General features: G+C 65.6%; 30 protein-coding genes. 15 read left to right on the top strand and 15 right to left on the bottom strand.

Annotated elements, in window-relative coordinates; all coding sequences use genetic code 11:
• Positions 1–92 precede the first annotated feature (92 nt).
• Genes E8M84_RS12990 through E8M84_RS12970 form a run of 5 tightly spaced genes read left to right on the top strand, consistent with a single transcriptional unit; the run spans position 93 to position 4,945 of the window.
• A complete protein-coding gene (locus E8M84_RS12990) occupies positions 93–1,229 on the top strand; it encodes an aminomethyltransferase family protein (RefSeq protein ID WP_137111593.1) in 1,137 nt (378 codons plus the stop codon).
• Positions 1,230–1,282: 53 nt separating this feature from the next.
• Positions 1,283–1,909, top strand: coding sequence for a dimethylamine monooxygenase subunit DmmA family protein (locus E8M84_RS12985; RefSeq protein WP_137111592.1), 627 nt, complete (start codon positions 1,283–1,285; stop codon positions 1,907–1,909).
• Positions 1,906–2,868: a PDR/VanB family oxidoreductase gene (locus E8M84_RS12980; RefSeq protein WP_137111591.1), complete on the top strand. Its 963-nt coding sequence runs from the start codon at positions 1,906–1,908 to the stop codon at positions 2,866–2,868. The genes E8M84_RS12985 and E8M84_RS12980 overlap by 4 nt, the downstream gene beginning before the upstream one ends.
• Positions 2,869–2,877: 9 nt before the next feature.
• On the top strand, positions 2,878–3,948 hold the full coding sequence (locus E8M84_RS12975; protein WP_137111590.1) for a DUF3445 domain-containing protein: 1,071 nt from the start codon (positions 2,878–2,880) through the stop codon (positions 3,946–3,948).
• The gene (locus E8M84_RS12970; RefSeq protein ID WP_137111589.1) at positions 3,941–4,945 is read left to right on the top strand and encodes a GlxA family transcriptional regulator; all 1,005 of its coding nucleotides are present in this window, start codon (positions 3,941–3,943) and stop codon (positions 4,943–4,945) included. The genes E8M84_RS12975 and E8M84_RS12970 overlap by 8 nt, the downstream gene beginning before the upstream one ends.
• A gap of 19 nt (positions 4,946–4,964) precedes the next feature.
• On the opposite strand, the gene E8M84_RS12965 is transcribed toward E8M84_RS12970, so the two are convergent.
• Entirely contained in the window at positions 4,965–5,822 is an 858-nt protein-coding gene (locus E8M84_RS12965) for a DMT family transporter (RefSeq protein WP_137111588.1), read from the bottom strand.
• Between the two features lie 115 nt (positions 5,823–5,937).
• On the opposite strand from E8M84_RS12965, the gene E8M84_RS12960 reads away from it, so the two are divergent.
• Entirely contained in the window at positions 5,938–8,307 is a 2,370-nt protein-coding gene (locus E8M84_RS12960; protein WP_137111587.1) for a DUF1989 domain-containing protein, read from the top strand.
• A gap of 13 nt (positions 8,308–8,320) precedes the next feature.
• Positions 8,321–8,695, top strand: a complete 375-nt coding sequence (locus E8M84_RS12955; RefSeq protein ID WP_240790374.1) for a group II truncated hemoglobin — start codon at positions 8,321–8,323, stop codon at positions 8,693–8,695.
• Here the strand turns inward: E8M84_RS12955 and E8M84_RS12950 are convergent.
• From E8M84_RS12950 to cbiB, 3 genes are read right to left on the bottom strand one after another with little or no spacing between them, the layout of a single operon-like run.
• Entirely contained in the window at positions 8,692–9,597 is a 906-nt protein-coding gene (locus E8M84_RS12950; RefSeq protein WP_137111585.1) for a glycosyltransferase family 2 protein, read from the bottom strand. The two genes, E8M84_RS12955 and E8M84_RS12950, sit on opposite strands and share 4 nt — an antisense overlap.
• Positions 9,597–10,754: a peptidoglycan-binding protein gene (locus E8M84_RS12945; RefSeq protein ID WP_137111584.1), complete on the bottom strand. Its 1,158-nt coding sequence runs from the start codon at positions 10,752–10,754 to the stop codon at positions 9,597–9,599. The genes E8M84_RS12950 and E8M84_RS12945 overlap by 1 nt, the downstream gene beginning before the upstream one ends.
• A gap of 25 nt (positions 10,755–10,779) precedes the next feature.
• Entirely contained in the window at positions 10,780–11,679 is a 900-nt protein-coding gene (cbiB, locus tag E8M84_RS12940; protein WP_137111583.1) for an adenosylcobinamide-phosphate synthase CbiB, read from the bottom strand.
• Positions 11,680–11,903: 224 nt separating this feature from the next.
• On the opposite strand from cbiB, the gene E8M84_RS12935 reads away from it, so the two are divergent.
• On the top strand, positions 11,904–12,257 hold the full coding sequence (locus tag E8M84_RS12935) for a hypothetical protein (protein WP_137111582.1): 354 nt from the start codon (positions 11,904–11,906) through the stop codon (positions 12,255–12,257).
• Between the two features lie 66 nt (positions 12,258–12,323).
• Here the strand turns inward: E8M84_RS12935 and E8M84_RS12930 are convergent, their stop codons facing one another.
• Positions 12,324–12,863 (bottom strand): murein L,D-transpeptidase family protein, encoded by a 540-nt coding sequence (locus E8M84_RS12930; RefSeq protein ID WP_137111581.1) that lies wholly within the window; start codon positions 12,861–12,863, stop codon positions 12,324–12,326.
• A complete protein-coding gene (locus tag E8M84_RS12925) occupies positions 12,860–14,032 on the bottom strand; it encodes a MalY/PatB family protein (protein ID WP_137111859.1) in 1,173 nt (390 codons plus the stop codon). The genes E8M84_RS12930 and E8M84_RS12925 overlap by 4 nt, the downstream gene beginning before the upstream one ends.
• Before the next feature lie 206 nt (positions 14,033–14,238).
• On the opposite strand from E8M84_RS12925, the gene def (E8M84_RS12920) reads away from it, so the two are divergent.
• Genes def (E8M84_RS12920) through E8M84_RS12905 form a run of 4 tightly spaced genes read left to right on the top strand, consistent with a single transcriptional unit; the run spans position 14,239 to position 16,425 of the window.
• Positions 14,239–14,751: a peptide deformylase gene (gene def / locus E8M84_RS12920; protein ID WP_137111580.1), complete on the top strand. Its 513-nt coding sequence runs from the start codon at positions 14,239–14,241 to the stop codon at positions 14,749–14,751.
• Positions 14,748–15,251 carry a peptide deformylase gene (gene def / locus E8M84_RS12915; RefSeq protein ID WP_170971926.1) on the top strand — a complete coding sequence of 168 codons (504 nt, stop codon included), beginning with the start codon at positions 14,748–14,750 and terminating at the stop codon, positions 15,249–15,251. Before def (E8M84_RS12920) ends, def (E8M84_RS12915) begins: the two co-directional genes overlap by 4 nt.
• On the top strand, positions 15,248–16,138 hold the full coding sequence (gene fmt / locus E8M84_RS12910; protein ID WP_137111579.1) for a methionyl-tRNA formyltransferase: 891 nt from the start codon (positions 15,248–15,250) through the stop codon (positions 16,136–16,138). Before def (E8M84_RS12915) ends, fmt begins: the two co-directional genes overlap by 4 nt.
• 53 nt (positions 16,139–16,191) lie before the next feature.
• Positions 16,192–16,425: a GlsB/YeaQ/YmgE family stress response membrane protein gene (locus E8M84_RS12905; RefSeq protein WP_137111578.1), complete on the top strand. Its 234-nt coding sequence runs from the start codon at positions 16,192–16,194 to the stop codon at positions 16,423–16,425.
• Here E8M84_RS12905 and E8M84_RS12900 read toward each other — a convergent pair.
• The 9 genes from E8M84_RS12900 to E8M84_RS12860 form a co-directional block, all read right to left on the bottom strand.
• Positions 16,418–16,918 carry a transcriptional regulator gene (locus E8M84_RS12900; protein WP_137111577.1) on the bottom strand — a complete coding sequence of 167 codons (501 nt, stop codon included), beginning with the start codon at positions 16,916–16,918 and terminating at the stop codon, positions 16,418–16,420. The genes E8M84_RS12905 and E8M84_RS12900 overlap by 8 nt on opposite strands.
• Positions 16,919–16,961: 43 nt before the next feature.
• Positions 16,962–17,606, bottom strand: coding sequence for a trimeric intracellular cation channel family protein (locus E8M84_RS12895; RefSeq protein WP_137111576.1), 645 nt, complete (start codon positions 17,604–17,606; stop codon positions 16,962–16,964).
• Complete coding sequence (rnhA, locus tag E8M84_RS12890; RefSeq protein WP_137111575.1) at positions 17,606–18,064, bottom strand: ribonuclease HI; 459 nt, start codon at positions 18,062–18,064, stop codon at positions 17,606–17,608. Before rnhA ends, E8M84_RS12895 begins: the two co-directional genes overlap by 1 nt.
• Before the next feature lie 4 nt (positions 18,065–18,068).
• Positions 18,069–18,530: a DUF3429 domain-containing protein gene (locus E8M84_RS12885; protein ID WP_137111574.1), complete on the bottom strand. Its 462-nt coding sequence runs from the start codon at positions 18,528–18,530 to the stop codon at positions 18,069–18,071.
• A 36-nt stretch (positions 18,531–18,566) separates the two neighbouring features.
• Positions 18,567–19,043, bottom strand: coding sequence for a hypothetical protein (locus tag E8M84_RS12880; protein WP_137111573.1), 477 nt, complete (start codon positions 19,041–19,043; stop codon positions 18,567–18,569).
• Positions 19,040–19,489, bottom strand: a complete 450-nt coding sequence (locus E8M84_RS12875) for a YdeI/OmpD-associated family protein (protein WP_137111572.1) — start codon at positions 19,487–19,489, stop codon at positions 19,040–19,042. Before E8M84_RS12875 ends, E8M84_RS12880 begins: the two co-directional genes overlap by 4 nt.
• Entirely contained in the window at positions 19,486–20,439 is a 954-nt protein-coding gene (gene ispH, locus E8M84_RS12870; protein ID WP_137111571.1) for a 4-hydroxy-3-methylbut-2-enyl diphosphate reductase, read from the bottom strand. The genes E8M84_RS12875 and ispH overlap by 4 nt, the downstream gene beginning before the upstream one ends.
• Positions 20,440–20,655: 216 nt before the next feature.
• Positions 20,656–21,084, bottom strand: a complete 429-nt coding sequence (locus E8M84_RS12865) for a YqaA family protein (RefSeq protein ID WP_137111570.1) — start codon at positions 21,082–21,084, stop codon at positions 20,656–20,658.
• A gap of 46 nt (positions 21,085–21,130) precedes the next feature.
• Positions 21,131–21,706 (bottom strand): NYN domain-containing protein, encoded by a 576-nt coding sequence (locus tag E8M84_RS12860; RefSeq protein ID WP_137111569.1) that lies wholly within the window; start codon positions 21,704–21,706, stop codon positions 21,131–21,133.
• Positions 21,707–21,850: 144 nt separating this feature from the next.
• Here E8M84_RS12860 and folK point away from each other — a divergent pair, with 144 nt between their 5' ends.
• The 3 genes from folK to E8M84_RS12845 all read left to right on the top strand — a co-directional run bounded on the left by folK (position 21,851) and on the right by E8M84_RS12845 (position 25,043).
• Complete coding sequence (gene folK, locus E8M84_RS12855) at positions 21,851–22,423, top strand: 2-amino-4-hydroxy-6-hydroxymethyldihydropteridine diphosphokinase (protein WP_137111857.1); 573 nt, start codon at positions 21,851–21,853, stop codon at positions 22,421–22,423.
• Positions 22,424–22,543: 120 nt separating this feature from the next.
• Positions 22,544–22,897 (top strand): DNA-directed RNA polymerase subunit omega, encoded by a 354-nt coding sequence (gene rpoZ / locus E8M84_RS12850; RefSeq protein ID WP_137111568.1) that lies wholly within the window; start codon positions 22,544–22,546, stop codon positions 22,895–22,897.
• Positions 22,898–22,925: 28 nt separating this feature from the next.
• Complete coding sequence (locus E8M84_RS12845) at positions 22,926–25,043, top strand: bifunctional (p)ppGpp synthetase/guanosine-3',5'-bis(diphosphate) 3'-pyrophosphohydrolase (RefSeq protein WP_137111567.1); 2,118 nt, start codon at positions 22,926–22,928, stop codon at positions 25,041–25,043.
• Positions 25,044–25,049: the final 6 nt, after the last annotated feature.

Below are 25,049 nucleotides of genomic sequence, written 5' to 3'. Positions count from 1 at the left end.
TGACAAGAAAGATTGTTGCACTTCATTATTGCTTTCTGGCGGGAATCGCCTGACACTCGGCGAAAATCAAAGCCCACTGGGAGGGACTGCGCATGACGAATTCCTGGCGTTTCTCGGCACTCATGGACCGCCACCGCGCCTTGGGGTCGAACCTGGAAGATTGGAGCGGGATGGGTACGGCCTGGTCCTATTCCAAGGGCGACCCGAACGCCGAATACATGGCGATCCGCACCAAGGCGGGGCTGATGGACGTGTCGGGCCTGAAGAAGGTGCACATCACCGGGCACGCGGCGTCGCATGTCATTGATCGCGCCACGACCCGCGACCCGGAGAAGATCGCCCCCGGCAAGTCGCTTTACGCCTGCATGCTGAACGATGCGGGCAAGTTCATCGACGACTGCATCATCTACCGGATGGGGCCGAACTCTTACACCGTCGTGCATGGCTCGGGCCAGGGGCATGAGCAGCTGACAATGGCCGCGACGGGCCGCGATGTGTCGATCCGCTTCGATGATAACCTGCATGACCTGTCGTTGCAGGGGCCCTTGGCGGTGGACTACCTGGAAAAACACATCCCCGGCGTGCGCGCGTTGCCCTACATGGGCCATATGCCGGCGATGCTGTTCGGCAAGCCCATCACCCTGTCGCGCACCGGCTATACCGGCGAGCGGGGGTACGAGATCTTCTGCCGCGGCCAGGACGCGGGCGAAATCTGGGACCGCATCCTTGAGGAAGGCGCCAGCATGGGGATCATCCCCTGCCGCTTCACCACCTTGGATATGCTGCGGGCCGAGAGCTACTTGCTGTTCTTCCCGTTCGACAACTCGGAAATGTACCCGTTCGAGAATGAAGGCCCGGGGGATACCCTGTGGGAGCTTGGCCTCGACTGGACCGTGACCAAGGGCAAGACCGGCTTCCGCGGGGCGGAGGAGCATTACCGGCTGCAGGGCAAGGAACGCTTCAAGATCTCGGGCCTGAAGTTCGAGGGCAAGAAGGTCCCGGGCAATGCGCCGATCTACAAGGACGGCAAGAAGATCGGCGTGGTCACCCAACCGATGTATTCCCCGCTGAACGACTGGGTCGTCGCGATTGCCCGCTTGGACGTCGATTGCGCGAACAATGGCACCGAGGTTGAAGTGCGCTGCGGAACGCATGGCCCGCTGAAGGCGGTGTCGGCCCCGCTGCCGTTCTATGACGTGGAAAAGAAGCGTCGGACTGCCAAGGACTGATCTTTTGGGGCCTGCCTGCGGGTGGGCCCCTTTCTTCCCAAGGGAACTGCCCCGTGAAAGTCGACCTGACCCCCATCGACGCCCCTTCGATCAAGTCGCGCCCGGTCTATGCGCCGCTTGAGGCCCGTCCGGGCAAGCTGCATGTGATCGTCGCCGACTGCGCGGGGGCCGATGCGGTGACCGACATGCTGGCAAAGGCGAACAACCGTTCGGAAATCCTGGGCAGCGCGCATGTGATGTATTGCCCTGGCCCGACGGGGACTGATCTTTCGGCGAAGCTGGAGGGCCTCGGCGCGGCGCAGTTCTTCCGCGCGCCGACCATTCCGGCGCTGCTGCCGCGTCTGGTGCGGGTGCTGTCGGATGCGCATATGGGGACGCAGTTCTATCTGGCGGGCACCGAAAGCCTGATCGGCCAGGCCGAGCGTGAGATCATGGGCACGGGCTTCCCCTTCGCTTCGATCCAGAAGGAACACCGGGGCTCCACCCTGCGCCGCGTGCAGTGTGTGCACTGCAAGGGGATCACCGAAAACGTGGCGACCGACCCGTTCAAGTGCAGCCATTGCGGGCTTAACCTCTTTGTCCGCGACCATTATTCCCGGCGCATGGCCGCCTTCCAGGGCGTGAACATCGACGCCGAAGACCCCGGCCAGGTGCCGGAAAGCGTGGTGAGGTTCAAATGAGCGGGGGCGCAAAACTTCAGGTCCGCGTGGCCGAGGTGGTCGAGGTCAATGACCTCATCAAGCGCTTCCGTTTTGTCTCCCGCGACGGCTCGCCACTGCCCGCGTTTTCGGGTGGCGCGCATACCGTGGTCGAGATGGACGACCATGGCACCCGCAGGCTGAACCCGTATTCACTTATGTCCGACCCTGAAGATCGGTCGGGCTATGAAATCTCGGTTCGGCGCGATGACGTGGGCCGTGGCGGGTCGCTTTACATGCACCGGCACGTCGTGCCTGGGATGGAAATGACGCTGTCCTACCCGGTCAACCTGTTCCCCTTGGACAATCGGGCGAAGAAGCATCTGATGATCGCGGGCGGGATCGGGATCACGCCATTCCTGGCGCAGATCGCGCAACTGACGCACTTCGGCGGCAAGTTCGAACTGCATTATTCCGCGCGATCCAAGCCGCTGGGAGCCTATATGGACCGGCTGACTTCGGCCCATCCGGATCGGGTGCACTGCTACTTCGACGACCAGAAGCAGATGATCGACCTTGGAAAGGTCCTGGAAAATCAGCCGATTGGCACGCACCTTTATGTCTGTGGGCCGAAGGGAATGATCGGCTGGGTGCTGTCCACCGCCGAAAGCATGGGCTGGCCTAGCCAAGCTCTGCACCACGAGGAATTCCTTGCCCCGGGCACCGGCTTGCCGTTCCAGGTAGAGCTTGCAGCCAGCGGCAAGACCATCACGGTCGGCACAACGCAATCGCTGCTGGAGGCGATGGAGGCGGCAGGCGTGGACGCCCCTTACCTCTGCCGCGGCGGGGCCTGTGGTCAGTGCGAAACGAACGTTCACAAATGTGACGGAACCATCCTGCACCGCGACCACTGGCTGTCGCCGGAAGAGCAGGCTGCCAACACGAAGATCATGCCCTGCGTCAGCCGCTTCGAGGGCAAGACCCTTGTCATTGACCGATAGGAGAGAACCATGAGCCTTGATTTCAAGTTCGCTCCCGACGACTTCGGCGGCTTCTTCCGGGACGAGACGTTCCGCGACACCTTCACATATCGCAACAGTGACCCGCGCCGGTTTCCGTTCCCCTTCGACCGCGACGACTATATGTATTCCGTGAACATGGAGCCGCATGTCCCGGGCCGGAAGGGCACGGCGTTCGAGCACACCTTCGACGTGGACGAACACTACGTCGCCGAGATGATCGACCGCGCCAAGGTGCTGGCCGAGGACCCGCTGCGCTGCCAGTCGCTGCCGCACATGACGCTGGCCGGCTGGGACACGCTGGAACTGATCATGGAGACCAAGGCGCGCGATTATCCGCAGTGGTTTTCGCTGACGAAGGACGGCAACCGCTGGCATTGGGTGAACCGGCCGCTGGGTATCGAACAGTCGTTCACATTCCTGGATGAATCGACGCTGCCCTATCCACCATTCGAGTACATCATGCGGCAGACCCAGGGTGACTGGACGCTGCAGGATGAACGCGACGGGACGCTGTGGATGGATGCGGGGATCGCCACATCGCAGGCGGACTGGTCGGTGGACTTTGACGTCGGCATGAACTTCATGGAGTGGCACGCCCCAGTGCCGCTGGCGCACGAGAAGGGTGTCTTTGAGCGGGCGCTGAAGTTCCTGCTGAAGCTCCAGCACGGCGCCCCGGTGCGACGGTTCAACTGGACGATGACGGTGAACCCGCTTCTGGACACCGCGCCCGAGACCTACCCCAAGTGGGGCCCGACCAAGACCACGATCACTCAGGAGAATATGGGGAAGAAGCAGCACCTTCGGGTAGAGCTGCAAAGCCTGTATCGCCTGCCACGTTCAAACGCGATTGCCTTCGACATTCGGTGCTATCTGTGCAGCTTCGAGCAGATCGCCGAGGTCCCGAAATGGGCGCGGCGGCTGCATCGGGTGATCCGCGACCTGCCGGTGGAGCTGGCAACCTACAAGGGCTTCATCCGCAACCGCGATGCGATGGTGGAGTGGCTGTCGAAGTACGATGACGGCACGCCGACCTCGCCCGGCTGGTTCCCCGATGACTGAGCGGGGGCCCTTGAAGCTGGGGTTCCTGATGTTCCCCGGCTTTCCGATGGCCTGCCTGACCTCGGCCATCGAGCCCCTGCGCGCGGCGAACGAGATCACCGGACGGCGGGAATTCGTCTGGCAACTGGTGGCAGAGACCGCGGCGCCGGTGCGGTCCTCGGCCGAGATCGGGTTTGAGCCCGACATCACCTTGTCCGAGGCTGACGGGCTGGATCACCTTTACCTGATCTCGCCGCCGACAGCCGAGTTTTCCGACCCGCGCCGCAGCCCGGCCCGCTTGCGCTGGCTGGACCGGACCGGCGCCACGCTGGGGGCCTTTTCCGGCGGGATCTTCCCCCTGGCCCGGGCGGGACTGATGGAGGGGCGGCCCTGCTCGGTCCACTGGTGCTATGAGGCGGCGTTCAAGGCGGACTTTCCGGACGTGGAGGCGCGCGAGGTCACGATCCTGCGGGATGGGCGGCGGATCACGGCCAGCGGGGCGGGGGCGGTCTTTGACCTGATGCTGCGCTTGATCGAGGAGCGGCTGGGGCGGGACTGCATGACCGAGGTGGCCTGCTGGTTCCAGCACCCCTTCGTGCGCGACGCGGATGCCAGCCAGAAGGTCCCCGTTGCGCGGTCAGGGGGCACGACCGACACCCTTCCGGCGGCGATCCGCGAGGCGATCCGGCTGTTCGAGACCCATGTCGAGGACCCGCTGCGCATCCCCGATGTGGCGTCCGCGGTGGGCCTGTCCGGGCGGCATTTTGAACGCATGTTCAAGCGCGAGACGGGGCAGAGCCCGCTGCGCTATTACCACCACCTGCGGCTGATGAAGGCACGGCAGCGGGTGCTGTATTCCAATGATTCGCTTCGGGAAATCGCGGCGTCGGTGGGCTACATGACCTCCAGCCCGATGATCCGGCACTATACGGAATTCTTCGGGGTCTCACCTCGCGACGAGCGGCGTCTGACCCAGTCGGTCCGGCGCGCGCCGGTCCGGGTTGAAGCGGCGGAGTAGGGTGGGCGGTTCGCCCACCTTACGCTCCCTGCAATCCCAGAACGGCGATGCCGGTGAAGACGGCGGCGATCCCGAACCATTGCACGGCGCGGACACCCTCTTTCAGGAACCAGGCGGCAAGAAGGACCGTCAGCACCCCGAACAGCGATGAGGTGACCGAGGCATATTCGGCCTTGGGCAGTGTGCCCGACGCGGTGACGAGGCCAAGTGCGAGCGCGTCGAAGGCCCCCATCAGGGCGAGAAGGCCAAGCTGTCGGCGGGGCGGGCTCAGGCTGGCGGAGCGGACGAGGGCAAGCGCGACAATGGCGGCCAGCGCGACCACCCGGCCGATCAGGATGACCGGAAGTTCCGAGCCGAGGCGCGTCCCGACCTGACCCAGGGCGAAGGTGGCCGCGAAGCCCATCGCCGAGAGCGCCGCCCAGGCGAGGGCGGTGGCGGGCGGCGCGGCGTAGAGGTGGGGGGCATCGTCGCGGGAGGACATGGCGACGACAGCGATGCCGGTGACGATCAGCACGACGGCCCACCAATCCCCCGGCGAGATGTCGCGCCCCTGCGCGATGGCGATGAGGAGGGTCAACAGCGGATAGGCCCCGATGACGGGTGAGACCAGGCGCACGGGGGCCAAGGAGAAGGCCTTGTAAAGGCTGCCGATGGCGACGGCGAAGGCCAGCCCCCCGGCGATGCTGGCGCCCCAGGCTTTGGCGTTCATGCTGGACCAGTCGGCCAGCAGCGCGAAGGGGATCAGGACAAGGCAACCCGCACCAAGAACGGTGGCGATGATCGGCAGAAGCGTCGCTCCCTGTGAAAGCTTGCGCGCCAGCAGGTCATGGACCGCCCAGATCAGGGCGGCGGTCAGGCCGTAGCCGAGTGCAAGCATTTTGCCGCCTTTTCGCCGTTCGAAGCTTGTGTCAGGCTTACCCTGGCGCTATTCTTCTGGATGAACAAGTTTTATCCTCATTAAACGAACCGTCTGGTCCGATTGCGGGGAAGCCATGCTCGACACCATTTATCCGTCCGTGATCCCCGGTCCACCCCGACCGTCGAGGATTTTGACTCCGCAGGGTTTTTCGCGCAACCACGGGCAGGAGCGGCATGTGGTGGCGGGGGGCGGTGCGGTGCTGTTGCAGGTGTCGGTCGGCGACCGGATTACGCTGGTCAACGACGAGGGCGGGCAGCCGGTGGAGCTGGTGGCTGCGACAAGGGACGGGCGGATCGATGCGGCCATGCTGGGGGGCGCGGCGAATGCGACGGCGGAGGGGTTGAAGGCGATGCTGGCCTCGGGTGAGGAGAGCCTGGGGCGGCTGCGCAAGGGCTTGGCGGCGCGGAAGATCGACCTGGGCAAGGCGGGGGCGGTGCGGCTGTTCTCGGCCGAGACTCCGGCGGGGACGCGGGCAGAGATGACGGCGCTGGATGAGGGGTGGCTGGTGGTCTGTGCGCCAGGGCTGCCGATGGCTCCGGACGCGCAGGATACGGCGACGCCGGTGACGGTTCTGGTGCAGCGGGCCAAGCCGCGGATGGTGGGGCAGTACGACCTGCCGGATCCGCTGGCGGACCCGATCCTGGACCTGCGGGTAAAGTCGGCGACGGCGGAAAGCTATTTCGTCAAGGCGGGGGATTACATCCAGATCCTCGACGTGGACGGGCGGCAGTGCACGGATTTCCAGTGCTTTGACGCGCGGAAGCTGGACAAGGGCATCCAGCATGCGCTGGACGTGACGACCTCGCGCACGCTGATGGGGCACGCCTATTCGATGCCCGGGCTGCATTCCAAATACTACGATCAGGACTGGGTGCCGCTGGTCGAGGTGGTGCAGGACACGGTGGGGCGACACGACGCTTTTGCGATGGCCTGCGCGTCGAAATACTACGACGACATCGGCTATCCGGGGCATGTGAATTGCTCGGACAACTTCAACAAGGCCTTGGCCGGGCACGGGGTGGACCCGAGGCCCGGCTGGATGGCGGTGAACCTGTTCTTCAATACGAACATTGATTCACATGGGGTGCTGATCAGCGACGAGCCTTGGTCCCGACCGGGTGACTATGTCCTTTTCCGGGCGCTGACCGACATCGTCTGCGTGAACTCGGCCTGCCCGGATGACACCTCGCCGGCCAATGGCTGGTACCTGTCGGACATCCATGTCCGCACCTATTCGGGGGCGGAGACGTTCTCCCGTTCCATCGCCTATCGCCCCACGCCTGATGCGGAGCCGAAGATGACCAAGGAAACTGCGTTCCACTCGCGGATCGTCGAGAAGACCCGGCATCACGTAGAATACAAAGGGTATTGGCTGCCGCAGGTCTATTCGGCCAATGGCGCGCTGGAGGAATACTGGGCCTGTCGTCAGGCGGCGGTGGTGCTGGACCTGTCGCCCCTCCGGAAGTGGGAGGTCACGGGGCCGGATGCCGAGGCGCTGATGCAGTGGGTGCTGACGCGGGATGTGAAGAAGCTGTCCCAGGGCCAAGTGGTCTATTCCGCGATGTGCTATGAGCATGGCGGGATGATCGACGACGGGACGCTATTCCGCCTGGGCCGCGATCAGTTCCGCTGGATCGGCGGGGACGACTATGGCGGGGTGTGGATCCGGGAGCAGGCCGAGAAGCTGGGGCTGAAGGTGATGGTGCGGTCGTCCACCGACCAGCTGCACAACCTGGCGGTCCAGGGGCCGAACAGCCGCGAGATCATCAAGCGGATGATCTGGACCGCGCCGCACCAGCCAACGATCGAGGAGCTGGGCTGGTTCCGGTTCACCGTGGGCCGGTTGGGCGGGCCGTCGGGGGCGCCGGTCGTGGTGTCGCGGACGGGGTATACCGGGGAGCTCGGGTTCGAGGTCTTCTGCCACCCGAAGGACGGCGCGGCGGTCTATGACGCGGTCTGGGCCAATGGCGGCGATCTGGGGCTGAAGCCGATGGGGCTGCAGGCCCTGGACATGGTGCGGATCGAGGCGGGGCTGATCTTCGCAGGCTACGACTTCAGCGACCAGACGGACCCGTTCGAGGCGGGGATCGGGTTCACGGTGCCCTTGAAGTCGAAGACCGACGATTTCGTGGGCCGTGAAGCGCTGATCCGGCGGAAGGAACACCCCAGCCGCAAATTCGTGGGGCTGGAGATCGACGCGAACGTCGACGTGGGCCACGGCGATTGCCTGCATGTGGGCCGGGCGCAGGTAGGGGAGGTGACGTCCTCGGTCCGCTCGCCAATCCTCGGCAAGAACATCGCGCTGGCGCGAGTGGATGTGGCGCATGCAGAGGTGGGCACGGCGCTGGAGGTCGGCAAGCTGGACAGCCAGCAAAAGCGGCTGCCGGCGGTGATCGTGTCCTTGTCGCATTACGACCCGAAGAAGACGCGGCCGCAAAGCTGAAGCCATGGAACCGATGATCGACAGGATCGGGGGTGAGCCGCAGGTCAAGCTGCTGGTGAACCATTTCTACGACCTGATCGAGACCCTGCCGCAGGGCGCGGCCATCATGGCGATGCACCAGCGCGGGCATGGGTTGAGCCATGTGCGGCCCGAGCAGTTCAACTTCCTCTGCGGTTTCTTCGGTGGGCGGCGGTACTATCATGAACTCCACGGCCACATGAACCTGCGGGAAATCCACGCCCATGTGGAAATCAGGCGGCAGGATGCCGAGGACTGGCTGGCGGTGATGGACCAGGCGATGGTGGAGACCGGGGTGGCCGAGACGGAGCGCGGGGAGATCATGGCGACCTTCCGGCGGGCAGCGCTGATGCTGGTGAATACGGTTTAGAGACGCCCGTCGAGCAGCGCCTGGACCTTCGCGCGCAGGCCGAGATCGGCGATGATGACGCGGCCGACCTTCACCAGCTCATCTCGCAGATCGACAGACAGGATCTGGGTGCGGCGATAGAAGCGGTCGATCTCCTCGGGCGGGGAGTCGGCCAGGAAGGCCTGCAGTTCAGGGCGGAACTGGTAGGCGCCCTTGGTGATGCGGAAGGGCACGGCGGCAAGCCAGGCGGCCTTGTCCTGGGCGTGAAAGTGCAGAAGCCGGATCTCGGGGTGCCAGTCGGGGGTGCGGACGAACTCCTTGTCGACCATGACGGTGTGGAGGCGGGGCAGGAGGCCCTTGACCCCCGTGCGGTAAGCGACCTTGCCCACGGTGTGGGACATCATCCCGTCACGGATGACCTTGCGGTATGGCCCCAGTGCGGCGCGGCGGCGGGGCCAGTGTTCGTGGCGCAGCGCCGCGCGAAACTCGCGCGCGGTGAAGATGTCGTCGGGGAGGAGCGGGTCGTGCATCGCCTCGAACGGTTCGAACTTGATCGCGATTGTGTCGTCAGGGACATCGGCCAGTATCGCGGCGACGGGGCGGGGGGGCAGAAGGAACTCGTCGACGTCGATGTGGATGATCCAGTCGGTGTGGGCGAGTTCGCGATAGGTGAGGCGCGCGTTCTGGGTCTGGCGGTTTTGGTGCGCGGGCGGGCGCTTCTTGCCGACATGGGTCCAGTGCGCCTCGTCGCACAGGGTGGCGGTGATGCGGGGGTGGTTGGCCAGCAGCGCGGGGATCGGGGCGTCGGGGTCGTCGAAGAAGAGCCAGAGGTGATCCGCGCCGAGGGACAGATGATGGGCGGCGAAGGCAAGGGCCTTCTCCTCGGGTGCCTTGATCGTCGCGACCAGGCCCCAACTGGCCATCAAAGGGCGTCCAAGAGTGCCCGGGTGGGCCAGCCGTCGGCGGGCAGGCCGAGGCGGACCTGTTCCCTCTGCACGGCCGCGCGGGTGCCAGCGCCGAGGATGCCGTCGATCTTGCCGACGTCATGGCCAAGCCCGGCCAGCTTTTCCTGCAGCGCGGTCATGTCATCGCCGGACAGGGCCGGGTCGGGGTTGCCCGCGGCGTAAGGCTCGGCGCCCTCGATCCGGGTGGCGAAATAGGCGGCGGTGGTGACGTAGACGAAGCTCTTGTTCCATTCGAACAGCACGCGGTAGTTCGGGTAGGCGAGGAAGGCGGGGCCGTTGCGGCCCTGCGGCAAGAGGATCGAGGCGGCCAGGCCCGGGGTCAGCGGGCCGTTGCGCGGGGTGACGCCAAGCTCCTGCCAGTCCTCGGTGGACTTCTCCGTGTCGAGGCCGGTCAGCGACCAGTCAAAGGTTTCGGGCAGGGATATTTCGGCCAGCCAGGGTTCGCCCGCGCGCCAGCCGTGGTGCTGGAGCATCCGCGCGCCAGAGAGAATGGCATCGGCCTGCGAGGTCTTGAGGAGGATCAGACCGTCGCCATCGCCATCGACGCCGCGTTCGAGGATGTCCTTCGGCAGCATCTGGACCATGCCGATCTCGCCCGCCCAGGCGCCGGTGGTGTCCAGCGGAAAGTCGTTCATCGCGTGCAGCTGGGCGGCGGCGAGGACCTGCGGTTGGAAGAGTTCGGGCCGGCGGCAGTCGTGGGCGAGAGTGAGGAGGGCGTTGCGCGTGTTGAAGTCACCCTGGACCTGGCCGAAATCAGTTTCGAAGGCCCAGAAGGCGAGCAGGATGCCGCGCGAGACGCCGTATTCGGTCTCGGCGCGGGTGAAGATGTCGTTGAGGGATTCGGACTTTGCGCGGGCGGTGGAGAGGCGGCCCTTGGAGATGAGGGACTGCGAGAAGTCGAGGAAGGTCTTGCGGAAGACGCCCTGGGAGCGGTCGGCCTTCAGAACCTTCGGGTCCTGCCGTGCGCCCTTGAAGAAGGCGGCGGCAGCGTCGGCAGGGACGCCCGCGGCGACGGCTTCGGCCTCCATCTGGGTCAGGAATCCCCCGAAGTCGCCGCCACAGGGGGCCGCAGCGGCGGGGGTGGCGAGGGCGAGGGCAAGAAGGGCGGCGCGCATGAGGTCTCCGGATGTTTCGGAGAAGTTAGGTGAGCGCCACCAGAACGGCAACCGCAAGGAGTGCGCCCCAGACCCGCCACAGCGCGTCGGCGGCGGCGTCGATGTCGTCAGGGCCCGGGTCGCGGCGGCCCTCGGGCCAGACCCAGGGATAGTCCTTACGGACGCCGTGATAGCTGCGCGGGCCGGAGAGGGCGACGTTCAGCACCGGGGCGAGAGCCGCCTCCGGCCAGCCTGCGTTGGGGCTGCGGTGCTTTGGCGCGTCGCGGAGGATGGGGGCGGGGTCGATCCAGCCATGGGTCAGCGCGATGAGGAGCGCGGTCAGTCGGGCGGGGATCAGGTTCAGGACGTCGTCAAGGCGGGCCGAGGCCCAGCCGAAGTCTTTGTAGCGGGGCGTCAGGTGGCCGATCATGCTGTCGGCGGTGTTGACCAGCTTGTAGGCGAGGATGCCGGGCAGGCCGAGGAGGAGATACCAGAAGACGGGGGCGACGACGCCGTCGGACAGGTTTTCGGCCGCGCTTTCGATGGCGGCGCGGCTGATGTCGGGGCCGGTCATTTCGGCGGTATCACGGCCGACGATCATGCTGACGGCATGGCGGCCCTCGGGGATCGAGCGGCGGAGGGCCGTCGCCACGGCGCGGACGTGCTCGACGAGGCTTTTCTGCGCGACGAGGATGGCGACGGCGAGGGCTTCCAGGACGCCATGGTCGGGGATCAAATGGATCAACCAGCCGAGGGTCAGCCCGGTCAGGGCGAGGCCCGCGGCAACCAGCGTGCCCTTGAGCTTGAGGTCGCCGTCGCGGTTGAAGCGGCGGTCGCACCAGCCCACCAGCCGCCCCATCAGGACGGCGGGGTGCGGCAGCCGGTCCCAGAGCCAGCGGGGCTCGCCGAAGGCTGCGTCGAGGAGGAGGGCGACGATCAGGATCATGGCGCTTGGCTATCCCGGGGCGCGCGGTGATTCGCAAGCGTTGAGGGGGGCGTGCGGTGATTTCGCTGCGCAGCAATGTCCGTGCGCGCCGTGGTCAACCAATGGTTGCGGGAATCCGTGGTGTCGGTGCCATGTGGCGTTTACAATCGTGCAATACCCTTGTGGCAACTTGATTTTTCGCCGGTGCGACCCACAATCAGGGTTACGGTGTGTACGAGGCTGCCATGCTTGAGTTTCTGCCGAAGGAAGTGCGCGAAGGGCTGGATGCGGCGCGCAAACGTGATCTGAAGCGCAAGTCGCGGCTTCGGGTGCAGGTCGGCGATGCCGTCTATCCGGTGCTGCGGTTCTGGGATAACGGGTTCGCGCTGGATGCGGATTTCTCGCCCGGCAAGCTGCGCGGGCTGGTCGATGTCTACGACGGCTCGCGACATGTCTTCCAGTGCCTGATCATGGCGTCAAGCATCGAGAACGGCGAACTCGTCTGCGACTTCAAGCGCGCGACGGCGGTGACCGGGCGGGCTCCGCTGGATTTCTGGCGGGATGAGAACGCGCCGGTGGGCTATCTGTCGAAAGCCTAAGCCTCCTCGTGCGCCTTCGGCTTCCGTCGGGGAAGCGGCGAGGCGTGACGAGGTCGTCGAGAAACATCACGGGCGGATTTCGACCTTGGTCCCGATGGGCGTCACCGCCCAGACCTCGCGCATTTCGGCATTGGTCAGGGCGATGCAGCCCGCCGTCCAGTCGCCCTTCAGCTTGAAGCCTTCGGGCAGAGCGTTCGGCTGGCCGTGGATGAAGATGTCGCCCCCAGGCGAATAGCCCGCCTCGGCCGCGCGCTGGATGTCCTCGGCGCCGGGGTAGTTCAGGCCGACGGACAAATGAAAAGCACTTTCAGCGTTGCGGCGGTCGATGGTGAATTCGCCCTCTGGGGTCTTCCCGTCGCCCTGTTGGAGCTTGTCGCCCTCGGGCGTGAAGCCGAGCGCGATCTGGTAGGTGCGCACCGGCTTGCCGTCCTGGATCAGTTGCATCCGGCGGGCGGATTTCTCGATCACGATCCGCTCTACCGTGCCGGTCAACGGCGGCGGCGGCGGCGCTGCCATCCTGACCGGCGGGCTGTACATCGACGCCGCGATGAAGCCGAGACCGATCAGCAGGAACAGGTAGACCAGAAGGCGCAGAAGCCGGATCATTGCAGGTCGGCAAAGGCCCTTTCCAGACGGGCCACTGCATCCACCACCTGGGCGCGGGGGCAGGCGAGGTTGAAGCGCAAGAAGGTCTCGCCCCCGGTGCCGAAGCTGGCGCCGTGGTTGGTGGCGATCTTGGCGGTCTTCTGCACGCGGTCGATGAACTCGCCCTGGGCCATGCCGGTGCCCGAGAAATCGACCCAGGCGAGATAGGTCGCCTCAAGCCGGGTCGAGCGGAGGCCGGGTATCGCATTCACGCCGTCGTCGAACACCTGTCGGTTGCCATCGAGGTAACGCATCAGCGCATCAACCCAGGCGGCCCCTTCAGGGGAATAGGCGGCGGTCGCCATGTGCATCCCGAAGGAATTGGGCGAGATGCCCATTGCGTTCATCGTGTTGGCAAAGGTCTTGCGCAGCGCAGGGTCGGCGATGATGACGTTGCCGATATGGGCGCCCGCGATGTTGAAGGTCTTGGTCGTGGCCGTCATGATGACCAGCCGGTCGGCGATCTGCGGTGCGGCAAGGGCCATGACGGTGTGCTTCTGGCCCGGATAGACCAGGTCGTGGTGGATCTCGTCCGAGACGAGGATCAGGTCGTGCTTCACGCAGAAGTCGGCAACGGCCCGCAGTTCGTCAGTGGTCCAGACCCGGCCGCCGGGGTTATGGGGCGAGCAGAGGATCAGCATCTTCTCTCGACCCGTCAGGCGCTTTTCCCAGTCCGCAGTGTCGATCTGCGCCAAGCCGTCCTGCAGGGTCAGCGGGCATTCGGTCACCTCGCGGCCCGCCGCTTTGATGATCCGGGCGAAGGCATGGTAGACCGGGGTCATCAGGATCACCGCGTCGCCGGGCTGGGTGTAGCTGTGGACGCAGAGCGCTGTGCCGTTGACGAGGCCGTGGGTGGTGAAGATCCAGTCAGGCTGTACCTCCCAACCATGGCGGTTCGACATCCACCAACGGATCGCGTCGAGATAGGCCGTGTCGTCGCCGAAATAGCCGTAGACCCCGTGGTCCAGCATCTTCTGCAGCGCGTCCTGCACCACCTGCGGCGGCTTGAACTCCATGTCCGCGACCCACATGGCAAGGCCTTCGTCCGGTTTCAGACCGTAAAGCGGTTCAAGCATGTCCCACTTGACGCAGTGCGAGCCGGCGCGGGAGATTGGGGTGTCGAAGGTCATGTCCATGGGCCTGTCGTTTGGGATTTTCATCCGATTATTTCATCATGAGCGGGAAGTCATCCCGAATATTATGCTGAACTTGGATACTTGTTCTGAAATTGCGGATCAACGTGGAACTTTCTCCATTCCAAATGTCAACGAGAGAGGAACACACGGCTGCGCGCCTGCCTCTTGCCATCACGGGCCTGCTTTCGTAGATCGCTTGCATGATCCGTCCCATCCTGATCCATCCTGACCCGCGCCTCAAGAAGGTCTGCGATCCCGTGGCGGAAATCACGCCCGAGATCCGGCAGTTGGCCGCCGACATGCTGGAAACCATGTATGACGCGCCGGGCATCGGCCTTGCCGCGCCGCAGGTCGGCGTGACCAAGCGTGTGATCGTGATGGACTGCATCAAGGAGGGCGACCCGGAGCCGATGGCGCTGGTGAACCCGGAAATCCTGTGGTCCTCCGAGGATGTGTCGACCTACGAGGAAGGCTGCCTGTCGATCCCGGAACAATATGCCGAGGTGAAGCGCCCGGCCGAGGTGCAGGTGCGCTGGCTGGACCTTGAGGGGCAGGTGCAGGAACGCCAGTTTGCAGGCCTCTGGGCGACCTGCGTGCAGCACGAGATCGACCATCTGGATGGCAAGCTGTTCATCGACTATCTCGGGCCGCTGAAGCGCCAGATGATCACGCGGAAGATGGAAAAGCTGAAGCGGGAACGGGCGCGGGCGTGACAGTCCGGCGCTGCCTGCCCTGGCCTTCGCCCGTGCTGCGGACCCCGGCGGCGGATGTGGCCGCGATCACCGATGAGGTGCGTAGGGTCTGGGCCGACATGATCGACACGATGGATGCGATGCCGGGCTATGGCCTGGCCGCTGTGCAGATCGGCGTTCCCCTGCGGCTGGCGGTGGTGGATTGTTCCGAAGCGCGGGGGCAGGCGGTCCGGATGGCGAACCCGGAAGTGCTGCATGCCAGCGGGCAGATGCGCGAGCACGAGGAGGCCTCGCCCAATATGCCCGGCGTCTCGGCGGTGATTTCGCGTCCCCGGGCGGTGACGGTGCGGTTCGTGAACGAGCAGGGCGCCGTAGAAGAGCGGGATTTCGTCGGCCTTTGGGCGACATCGGTGCAGCACCAGATCGACCATCTGGCGGGGAAGCTGTACTTCGACCATCTTTCACCGCTGAAGCGCAAGATGCTGATCGCCAAGGCGGGCAAGCTGGGACGGCGCGGATGAAAGTAGTTTTCATGGGAACGCCAGAGTTCTCGGTCCCGGTGTTGGAGGCGCTGCATCAGCGGCATGAGATCGTCGCCGTCTACTGCCAGCCGACGCGCCCGGCGGGGCGGGGCAAGGCGGACCGGCCAAGCCCGGTGCAGGCGCGGGCAGAGGCGTTGGGGTTGCCGGTGCGGCATCCGGTGTCGCTGCGCAACCCGGAAGCGGTGGCAGAGTTCGCGGCCTTGGGGGCCGACGTTGCAGTGGTCGTGGCCTATGGGCTGATCCTGCCGCAAGCGGTGCTGGATGCGCCGCGTCTGGGCTGCCTGAACATCCATGCGAGCCTGCTGCCCCGTTGGCGCGGCGCGGCTCCGATCCATCGGGCGATCATGACGGGCGACCGGGAAACCGGGGTCTGCATCATGCAGATGGAGGCGGGGCTGGATACCGGGCCTGTCCTCATGCGCGAGGCGGTGGGCATCGGGGCCGAGGAGACGACGGCAGAGTTGCACGACCGGCTGAGCGCCCTGGGAGCGCGGTTGATCGTGGAGGCGCTGGAGCGGCCGCCGATCCCTGCGGTCCCGCAGCCCGAGGCGGGCGTGACCTATGCCGCCAAGATCGACAAGGCCGAGGCACGCATCGACTGGACCCGTCCCGCGGTGGAGGTGGACCGGCAGATCCGCGGGCTGTCGCCGTTTCCGGGGGCCTGGGTGGAGGTCAACGGCGAGCGGGTGAAGCTGCTGCGGTCGCGGCTGGCCGATGGCACAGGCGCCCCCGGCCAGGTGCTCGGCGGTTTCACCGTGGCCTGTGGCGAGGGTGCGGTCGAGGTGCTGGAGGCGCAGCGCGAGGGGAAGCGGCCGATGCCTGTGGCCGAGGTGCTGCGCGGGCTGATTTTGCCTGCGGCACTATAGCGCAGGGGCATCGGGGTTCCCATATTCCACGGACAGGAGTGGGGAGGGACGCCATGCCGCTAGTTGCTCTCTTGATCGTCGGGGTTGCCGTGGGCTTTCTGGCCAGCCGCATCCTGAAGGTGAACATGGACACACCGTCGACCATCGCGCTGGGCGTGCTGGGGGCCTTGATCGGCACGGTCGTCCTGCGCGGGCTGGTCATGCTCGCCGGGATCGGGGCCGGGTTCGTCGGCGCACTGCTGGGTGCGCTGATCCTGATCTGGGCGTGGAAATCCTGGGCTAAGTAAGGCGCTTGACCGCGTCCTTCAGGCGGAAGGCCGACTCTCCCGCTGCGGACCAGAGCGCCTGACCCTGCCAGGCTGCGAACAGCAAGGCCGCGCTTTCGCGGGCCTTGTTGCCGTTGCCCATCCGGTCCGTCAGGGCCGCTTCGACGGCCATGCGCCAGTTCGCAGCGCGACCGGCCAGTTCGGGATCGCGCAGGTCAGAGGCAATGGCGGCGGCGTTGACTGGACCGAGCGCCTTGAGAAGCCCTTGCGGCCCTTTCCCGGCAGTCTGGACGACCGCCTCGGCCAGGCGAACGTCCAGCGCGTCCCAGGCGGCCAGTCGTGCAGCGCGCACCATGGCATCGCGGGAGCCGTAGCGCTGGACAAGGCTGGGCGGGGCCAGGCCGGTGGCCGTGCTGACCGTGCCGAAGGACACGGCCTTTTCACCGCCTTCGTCCAGCATGCGCTGGATGATGGAGAAGACCTGGCCGTCCGGGATCACGCGGGTGCGGGGCATGGACGAATCCTAAACGAATGTTCGTTCAGGTGACAAGCAGGATCTAGCGCTTCGGCGACCCTGGTTTCGGTGGTTCGGACTTGTAGACCGGAAGCCGCCATCCCAGCGCAATGCTGCCTGCGCGCAACACGAAGACGAGGCCCGCGCAGATCGCCAGCGACAACCCTTGACCAAGCCCCGCCATCCCCGCCAGCACCGCGCCCAGCGACCCAGCCATGGCGCAGGTCGCATAGAGCTCGCCCTGTTTCAGGACCAGCGGGACTTCGTTGCAGACCACGTCGCGCAGCAGGCCGCCCATGCAGCCGGTCAGCATTCCCATGACCAGGACGATGGGCCAACCCTGCCCCTCGGCCAGCGCAACGGCCACGCCGGCCGGGACGGCGACCGCAAGGGCGAAAGCGTCGAACCACAGAAGCGCGCGGTAGCGGCTTTCCAGAAGATGGGCGGTAAAGAAGACCAGGATTGCGGCAATGGTTGCGACGCCCAGGACCAGCGGATCGGCGACCCAGAAAACCTCGCGGTTCAGGATCGCATCGCGCAGGGTGCCGCCCCCGACGGCGGTCAGGCAGGCAATGAAGATGAAGCCGACGATGTCCAGTTGCGACCGGCTGGCAGCAAGCGCGCCGGTCAGGGCGAAGACCAGCACCGAGGCGTAGTCCAGCCCGTCGAGAAGCGTGAAGGCAGACATCACGCGGGGGCCTTGAACGGCGCCATCCCGGCGCGGGCCAGCGCGTCGGCGCGTTCGTTCTCGGCGTGGCCGGCATGGCCCTTGATCCAGCGCCAGGTGACCTGGTGCCGGGCGGCGGCGGCCTCAAGCCTCTGCCAAAGCTCGACATTCTTGACCGGAGAGCCGCCCGCAGTGCGCCAGTTCTTGCGTTTCCACGCGGGCATCCATTCGGTGATGCCGTTCTTCACATAGGCGCTGTCGGTGACGATGGTCAGTTCGGATGGTCGGGACAGGGCCTCCAGCGCCGAGATCGCGGCCAGAAGTTCCATCCGGTTGTTGGTGGTCAGGGGCTCGCCGCCCTGCAGGGTGCGCTCCTTGATGACGGTGCCGTTTTCCCGCGCGATCATCAGGACTCCCCAGCCGCCGGGGCCGGGGTTCCCGGAGCAGGCGCCGTCGGTATAAGCGAAAAGCTCGGGCATCGCGTCAGGCCTGCAAGGGGATGGCAAGGCAGGCGAGGACGACGACGGTCAGCATGACCCTGAGGCGCAGCCACCAGCGCGGAGCAAGGCCCCAGGCCTGGAAGACGGCGTCGAGAAGGAGAAGGCCGACGAAGCCCGCCGCAAGGAAGATCGCCGAAATGTCCGAGGCATCGTTGACCATGAAGAAAGCCCAGAGCGCCGGGATCACGGAAAGCGTGTAGGCGACAGCGGCCTCGCGCCCCTCGGCGCGGGTCGCAAATCCCCAGAGGACGCCGGACATGAAGGACAGGATCACGGTGCCGTAAGTGATCCCGACAACGGCGCCCACGAACATCGGCGAGACGACCTGCGCCGCCGTCGCCGCGAGATCGGGGAAAAGATGGGTGGTCGCGGACCAGAGGAATGGCAAAAGCCCGGCGAGGCCGAGCAGAAGGGCAGAGCGTGGGATGCGGGTGTCGTCAGTCATGCGGATGATCTAGCCTGCCGTTGGGCGCATGGCCAGTCAGTCCGGATCAGTGAAACGGTCAAAGCGGGGCGGGATCGCGTCCGCGATAGTGGCAAGCACCTTGTTCACCCGTTCGACATCGGCGTCGGAGGGTTGCGAGGGAAGCTCGACCGTCCCCGCCGCCAGATTGACCCGACCCCAGGTCAGCCCGCCGCCCACCATGGGCGTGTCGGTTTCGTTGGCAGGCCGTTCGATCAGCCCGCTTTCGGTTGCCGCTGCCCGGATCGCCGCAAGCGCGGTGTCCGAGACCTTTGCCGTGCGCTGCTTGCAGGCCGGGCCTTCGGTCTCGTAGCCCTTGCAATGCTTCAGTTCCAACTGCCCGTCCTCGCGGATCAGGACGCTGGTTTCCCAGGCATATTCAGGGGGAAGGCTGCCGGAGTTCGTCCAGTAGTCGGCCAGGACCGGGGCGAGCTCGTCGGCCTGGGCAGGCAGGGCGAAGGCGACAAGGAGGGCGAATAGACCGGGGCGGATCATGACAGGTCCTCGACAAGGCGTTGGATGCGTTTCTGACGGGTCGGTTCGGTCTTGGCGGTGGCGATCTGGTAGAGAAGGCCGCGTCTCTTGCCGGGGGTCAGGCTTTCCCACGCCGTCATCACCCCGCTGGCGCGGAGTGCGGCCGCGACGTCGGGGTCAAGGTCGACGCGGTCATCCGCAGCGGGGCGAAGGCGGACTTCGACCGGCTCACCGGGCTGGATGCCGATGCGGTCAAGAAGGCTTTGCCCGGTCCAGAGGAAGGTGCCATCTACAACCGGCGCGCGGGAGAGGGCGAGGTTGACCGGCTGTTCGGCGATCTCGCCCTCGACGCGGCGACAGGGGCCGAGGGCCTCAAGGGCCGCTTTGGGCAGACGGAGGATGGTGTAGGTCGACTTTCCCCAAGCCAGAGGTTCAATGCTCGCTTCGAACGTGACCCAGTCGGTCATGCGGGCTCGCGCAGGATGCGGGGGACCTTGAACTCGATGTCCTCGACGGCGGTTTCCACGAGGTCCACGGTGATTTGGTAGCGGGCGCGGAAGGCGTCGATGACTTCGGTGACGAGGACTTCCGGCGCGCTGGCCCCGGCGGTGAGGCCGATGGCGCGCGCACCTTGGAGGGCACGCCAGTCGATGTCGGCGGCGCGCTGGATCAGCATGGAATAGGGGCAGCCGGCGGCTGTGCCGACCTCGACCAGGCGCTTGGAGTTCGAGGAGTTGGGGGCGCCGATCACGAGGAGGGCGTCGATCTTTGGGGCGACGGCCTTCACGGCGGCCTGACGGTTGGTGGTGGCGTAGCAGATGTCGTCGTGGGCGGGGGCGTGGATTTTCGGGAAGCGGGCCTTGAGGGCGGCGGCGATCTCGGCGGTGTCGTCGACCGAGAGGGTGGTCTGGGTTATGAAGGCGAGCTTGGCCGGGTCGCGGACCTGAAGGGTGGCGACGTCTTCGACGGTTTCGACGAGGAGGACTTCGCCGGGGGGGAGCTGGCCCATCGTGCCGACGGTCTCGGGGTGGCCCTCGTGGCCGATGTAGATCATCTGGGTGCCGGCCTCGTGGTGGCGGGCGGCCTCGTTGTGAACCTTGGTGACGAGGGGGCAGGTGGCGTCGACGGCGATCATCTCGCGGCGGCTCGCCTCGGCCGGGACGGACTTCGGGACGCCATGGGCCGAGAAGACGACGGGGCGGTCGGTGGGGCAGTCTTCCAGTTCCTCGACGAAGATCGCGCCCTGGGCTTTCAGGGCGTCGACGACGAACTTGTTGTGGACGATCTCGTGCCGGACGTAGACCGGGGCGCCCCATTTCTGCAGGGCCATCTCGACGATCTTGATCGCGCGATCCACCCCGGCACAGAAGCCGCGAGGGGCGGCGAGGTAGAGGGTCAGGGGGGGCAGGTCGGGCATCGGGTGGCCTTCGGCAGGGCGGTCAGGGCAGACTTAAGGCCTGTGGGGCGAGGCGTCCAGTGTCCACGCAGGACAGGTTTGGACCCGTCAGGGATTTCAAGGGCTTGGCTGTGGGCGTTCAGGATTGTTTGACCGTGTCCCTCCTCGTGCGCCTTCGGCTTCTCGTCGGTGGGTCCCCAGCGAGGAGTGCCCGAAAGGCATCGACGAGCGGTGCCTTCAGATGCCGAAGGCCGCCGCGCCAAGCCAGCCGAGGGCAATGTAGCGCCCGGTCTTGGCGAGGGCGACCAGGACCAGGAAGACCGGAAACGGCACGCGCAGCACGCCCGAAAGCGCGACGATCATGTCGCCGAAGGGTGCCCAGGACAGAAGGAGGAGCCAGAGGCCCCAGCGGCCCCACCAGCCTTCGGCGCGGGCCATCTGGACAGGGTTCAACGGAAACCAGCGGTGGTCGCGCTGGTCGGCCAGCCAACGGCCAAGCGCATAGGTCACGCAGGAGCCAAGCGTGTTGCCGATCGAGGCGACCACGACCAGCGCAAAGGTATCCCAGCCCGCGGCCTGCAGGCCGAGGAACACGAGTTCCGACTGGAACGGCACCGGCGTCGCGGCCAGGAAGGCCGCAACGAACAAGCCGGTCAGCGCGATCATGCTGCGATCACCGAGTGCTCCCCAGCCACTCCGGCAATTGCAGCAATCACTTCGCCTCGACCGCGACCTCTTCGTTTACCATCGGGCGCGGTTCACGCGGCGGGCGGCCGATGACTTCGCGCAGCTCGTCCAGCTCGATGAAGTTGTCGGCCTGACGGCGCAGTTCGTCCGCGATCATCGGCGGCTGGCTGCGGATCGTCGAGACGACTGACACCCGAACCCCTTGACGTTGCAGGCTTTCCACCAGCGGACGGAAGTCGCCGTCGCCCGAGAACAGCACCACATGATCGACGCGCGGCGCAAGTTCCATGGCATCGACGCAAAGTTCGATGTCCATGTTGCCCTTCACCTTCCGCCGTCCCTGGCTGTCGGTGTATTCCTTCGCCGGTTTGGTGCGCATGGTGAAGCCGTTGTAGTGGAGCCAGTCCACCAGCGGCCGGATCGGCGAGTAGTCGTCGTTTTCAAGCAGCGCGGTGTAGTAGAACGCGCGGAGAAGCTTTCCCCGACGCATGAACTCCATCCGCAGAAGCTTGTAGTCGATGTCGAAACCCAGTGCCTTGGCGGCCGCGTAAAGGTTCGATCCATCAATGAACAGCGCGAGCCGTTCGTCCTTGTAAAACATCTAAAGGTCCCCTCAATGTCGCCGCGCGGAAAGTAAGGTCCGTGTCTTGGGCACGGCGAAATGCATGTTCCCGCGGCTAACCACTGCTGAATATCAGTCGGACATGGTTTCCGACAAGTGAAGTATAGGAAAATGTTCCCACTGATGGTGAAATCCATACACGCATTGGTTGCGCTCGGCGCAAATCTGCCATTCGAGGGTGACCCCCCAGCGGTGACCTTGGAACGGGCAGTGAAAGCGCTTTCCGAAGAAGGCCTTTCCGTTCTGGCAGTTAGCCGGTTCTTTGCCACGCCCTGCTTTCCGGCCGGTGCCGGGCCGGACTATGTCAACGCCGCCGCGGTGCTGGAGGTCGGACCGGAAACTGACGCAACGTCAATCATGGCAACATTGCACCGGATCGAGGGGCAGTTTGGCCGCAAGCGGGAAACACGCTGGGGCATGCGGACCCTGGACATGGACCTGCTGGCACTGGGCGATTCGGTCTTGCCGGACGCGGCAACCCTGGACGACTGGCGCAACCTGCCGCCGGAGATGCAGATCAGGCGCACCCCCGACCAGCTGATCCTGCCGCATCCGCGCCTGCAGGACCGGGCCTTCGTCCTGGTACCGCTGGCCGATGTCGCGCCGGACTGGGTGCATCCGCGCACCGGCCTGACCGTGGCCGAGATGCTGGCTGCCCTGCCGGAGGCGGATCGTGCAGCGGTCAGGCCACTGTGACCCGGTTGTGATCGATCTGCCGGATCAAACCCCCTGAAATTGGCCGATTTGCCGCTTGTCAAGCCTGTCTGACCGGCATAAACAGGCCACTTCCAGCGAAGCTACCGATTGGAGTATCCCATGGCCCGCGTGACGGTCGAAGATTGCGTTGACAAGGTCCCGAACCGGTTCGAGCTGGTGATGCTGGCCGCCCACCGTGCGCGCGAGATCGCCTCGGGTTCGCCGGTGACGGTGGACCGCGACAACGACAAGAACCCTGTCGTGGCCCTGCGCGAGATCGCCGATGAGGCGCAGCAGGCCGAGGTTCTGCGCGAGCGGATGATCGAAAGCTATCAGACCCAGATCGAGGTCGACGAGCCGGAAGAAGACCAGATGGCGCTTCTGATGGGCGGCGAGATGGATCGTCCGATGGTCGATGACATGTCGGAAGAGAAACTCCTCCGCGCCCTGATGGAAGCCCAGGGCGAATTCTGACGGGCTTTTGCCCGGAAGCGGGGCGGTGATGATCGACGTCGAAGACCTCATCGCCCTGGTTCGCAATTACAACCCGCGTTGCAATGCCGACCTGATCCGCAGGGCCTATGCCTACGGGTTCAAGATGCATGAAGGGCAGATGCGGAAGTCGGGCGAGCCCTACTTCACGCATCCCGTCGCGGTGGCGGCGATCCTGACCGAGCAGCGGCTGGATGATGCGACCATCGTCACCGCGCTGCTGCACGACACGATCGAGGACACGCGGTCGACCTATGCCGACCTGTCGTCGATGTTCGGCGAGGAAGTGGCGGAACTGGTCGACGGGGTGACCAAGCTGACCAACCTGCAGCTGTCCAGCACTGAAAGCCAGCAGGCCGAGAACTTCCGCAAGCTGTTCATGGCGATGTCCCGCGACCTGCGGGTGATCCTGGTCAAGCTGGCCGACCGTCTGCACAACATGCGGACGATCAAGTCGATGTCGGCGGAAAAGCAGGCCCAGAAGGCGCGCGAGACGATGGAGATTTTCGCTCCATTGGCCGGGCGGATGGGTATGCAGTGGATGCGCGAGGAGTTGGAGGATCTGTCCTTCAAGGTCCTGAACCCCGAGGCGCGCAATTCGATCATGCGGCGGTTTCTGACGCTGCAGCGGGAAACCGGCGATGTGGTGCACCAGATCAGCCACGACATCACGCATGAGCTGGAGAAGGCCCGGATCGAGGCGGATGTCTTCGGGCGGGCGAAGAAGCCCTACAGCATCTGGCGGAAGATGCAGGAGAAGGACCTGGCGTTCAGCCGGTTGTCCGACATCTATGGCTTCCGGGTGATCTGCAGCAGCGTGGCGGATTGCTACCGCATCCTGGGGGTGATCCACCAGCGCTGGCGGGCGGTGCCGGGGCGGTTCAAGGATTACATCAGCCAGCCGAAGAACAACGGCTATCGGTCGATCCACACGACGGTCAGTGGCCGCGATGGCAAGCGGGTCGAGGTGCAGATCCGGACGCGCGAGATGCACGAGGTGGCCGAGGCGGGCGTGGCGGCGCATTGGTCCTATCGTGAGGGCGTGCGGGCGCAGAACCCCTTTGCGGTTGATCCGGCGAAGTGGATCGCGGGGCTGACCGAACGGCTGGACGAGGAAGACCACGACGAATTTCTGGAACACGTCAAGCTGGAGATGTATTCCGACCAGGTCTTCTGCTTCACGCCCAAGGGCGACGTGATCCAGATGCCGCGGGGGGCGACGCCGCTGGACTTCGCCTATGCGATCCACACCCGGATCGGGAACTCGTGTGTTTCCGCGAAGATCGACGGCATTCGGGTGCCCTTGTGGACACGGCTGAAGAACGGGCAGTCGGTCGAGATCATCACGGCCGAAGGGCAGCGGCCGCAGTCCAGCTGGATCGACATCGTGACGACGGGGCGGGCGAAGGCGGCGATCCGGCGGAGCTTGCGCGAGGAGGACCGCGGGCGGTTCGTCAAGCTGGGGCAGGAACTGGCGCGGGCGGCGTTCGAGAACGTCGGCAAGAAGGCCACGGACAAGGCCTTGCGGACGGCGGCCAAGATGCTGGGGCTGGCGGACGAAGCGGACCTTCTGGCGCGGCTGGGGTCAGCCGAGATGCCGGCGCGGCGGGTGGTGGAGATCCTCTATCCCGAACTGGCGCAGGCCACGGCGGAAGAAGTCGATTCGGGGCGCCCGGTGGCGGGTCTGACGGCGGATCAGGAGTTTCGCCGTGCCCAGTGCTGCCAGCCGGTCCCGGGCGAACGGATCGTCGGCATCACCTACCGAGGGCAGGGCGTGGTCGTCCATGCCATCGACTGCCCTGCGCTGGAAGAGTTCGAGGACCAGACCTCGCGCTGGGTGGACCTGCACTGGCATTCGGGGCGCCACAAGCCGGTGTTCACCATCAGCCTGGACCTGACGATCTCGAACGACGCGGGCGTGCTGGGCCGGATCTGCACCCTGATCGGCGAGCAGAAGGCCAATATCAGCGACCTGCGCTTTACCGACCGGAAACCGGACTTCTATCGCCTCATTGTTGACGTGGATCTCCGGGACGTTGAGCACCTGCACATGGTCATGACGGCGCTGGAAGCCGAGACGGACGTTGCGCAAATCTCGCGTCATCGGGATTTGACACGGCGGCCCTAGGACAGC

This window comes from Rhodobacter sp. SY28-1 (genome assembly GCF_005222785.1).
Taxonomy (GTDB): Bacteria; Pseudomonadota; Alphaproteobacteria; order Rhodobacterales; family Rhodobacteraceae; genus Tabrizicola.
This window is presented reverse-complemented; position numbering and strand designations above follow the sequence as displayed.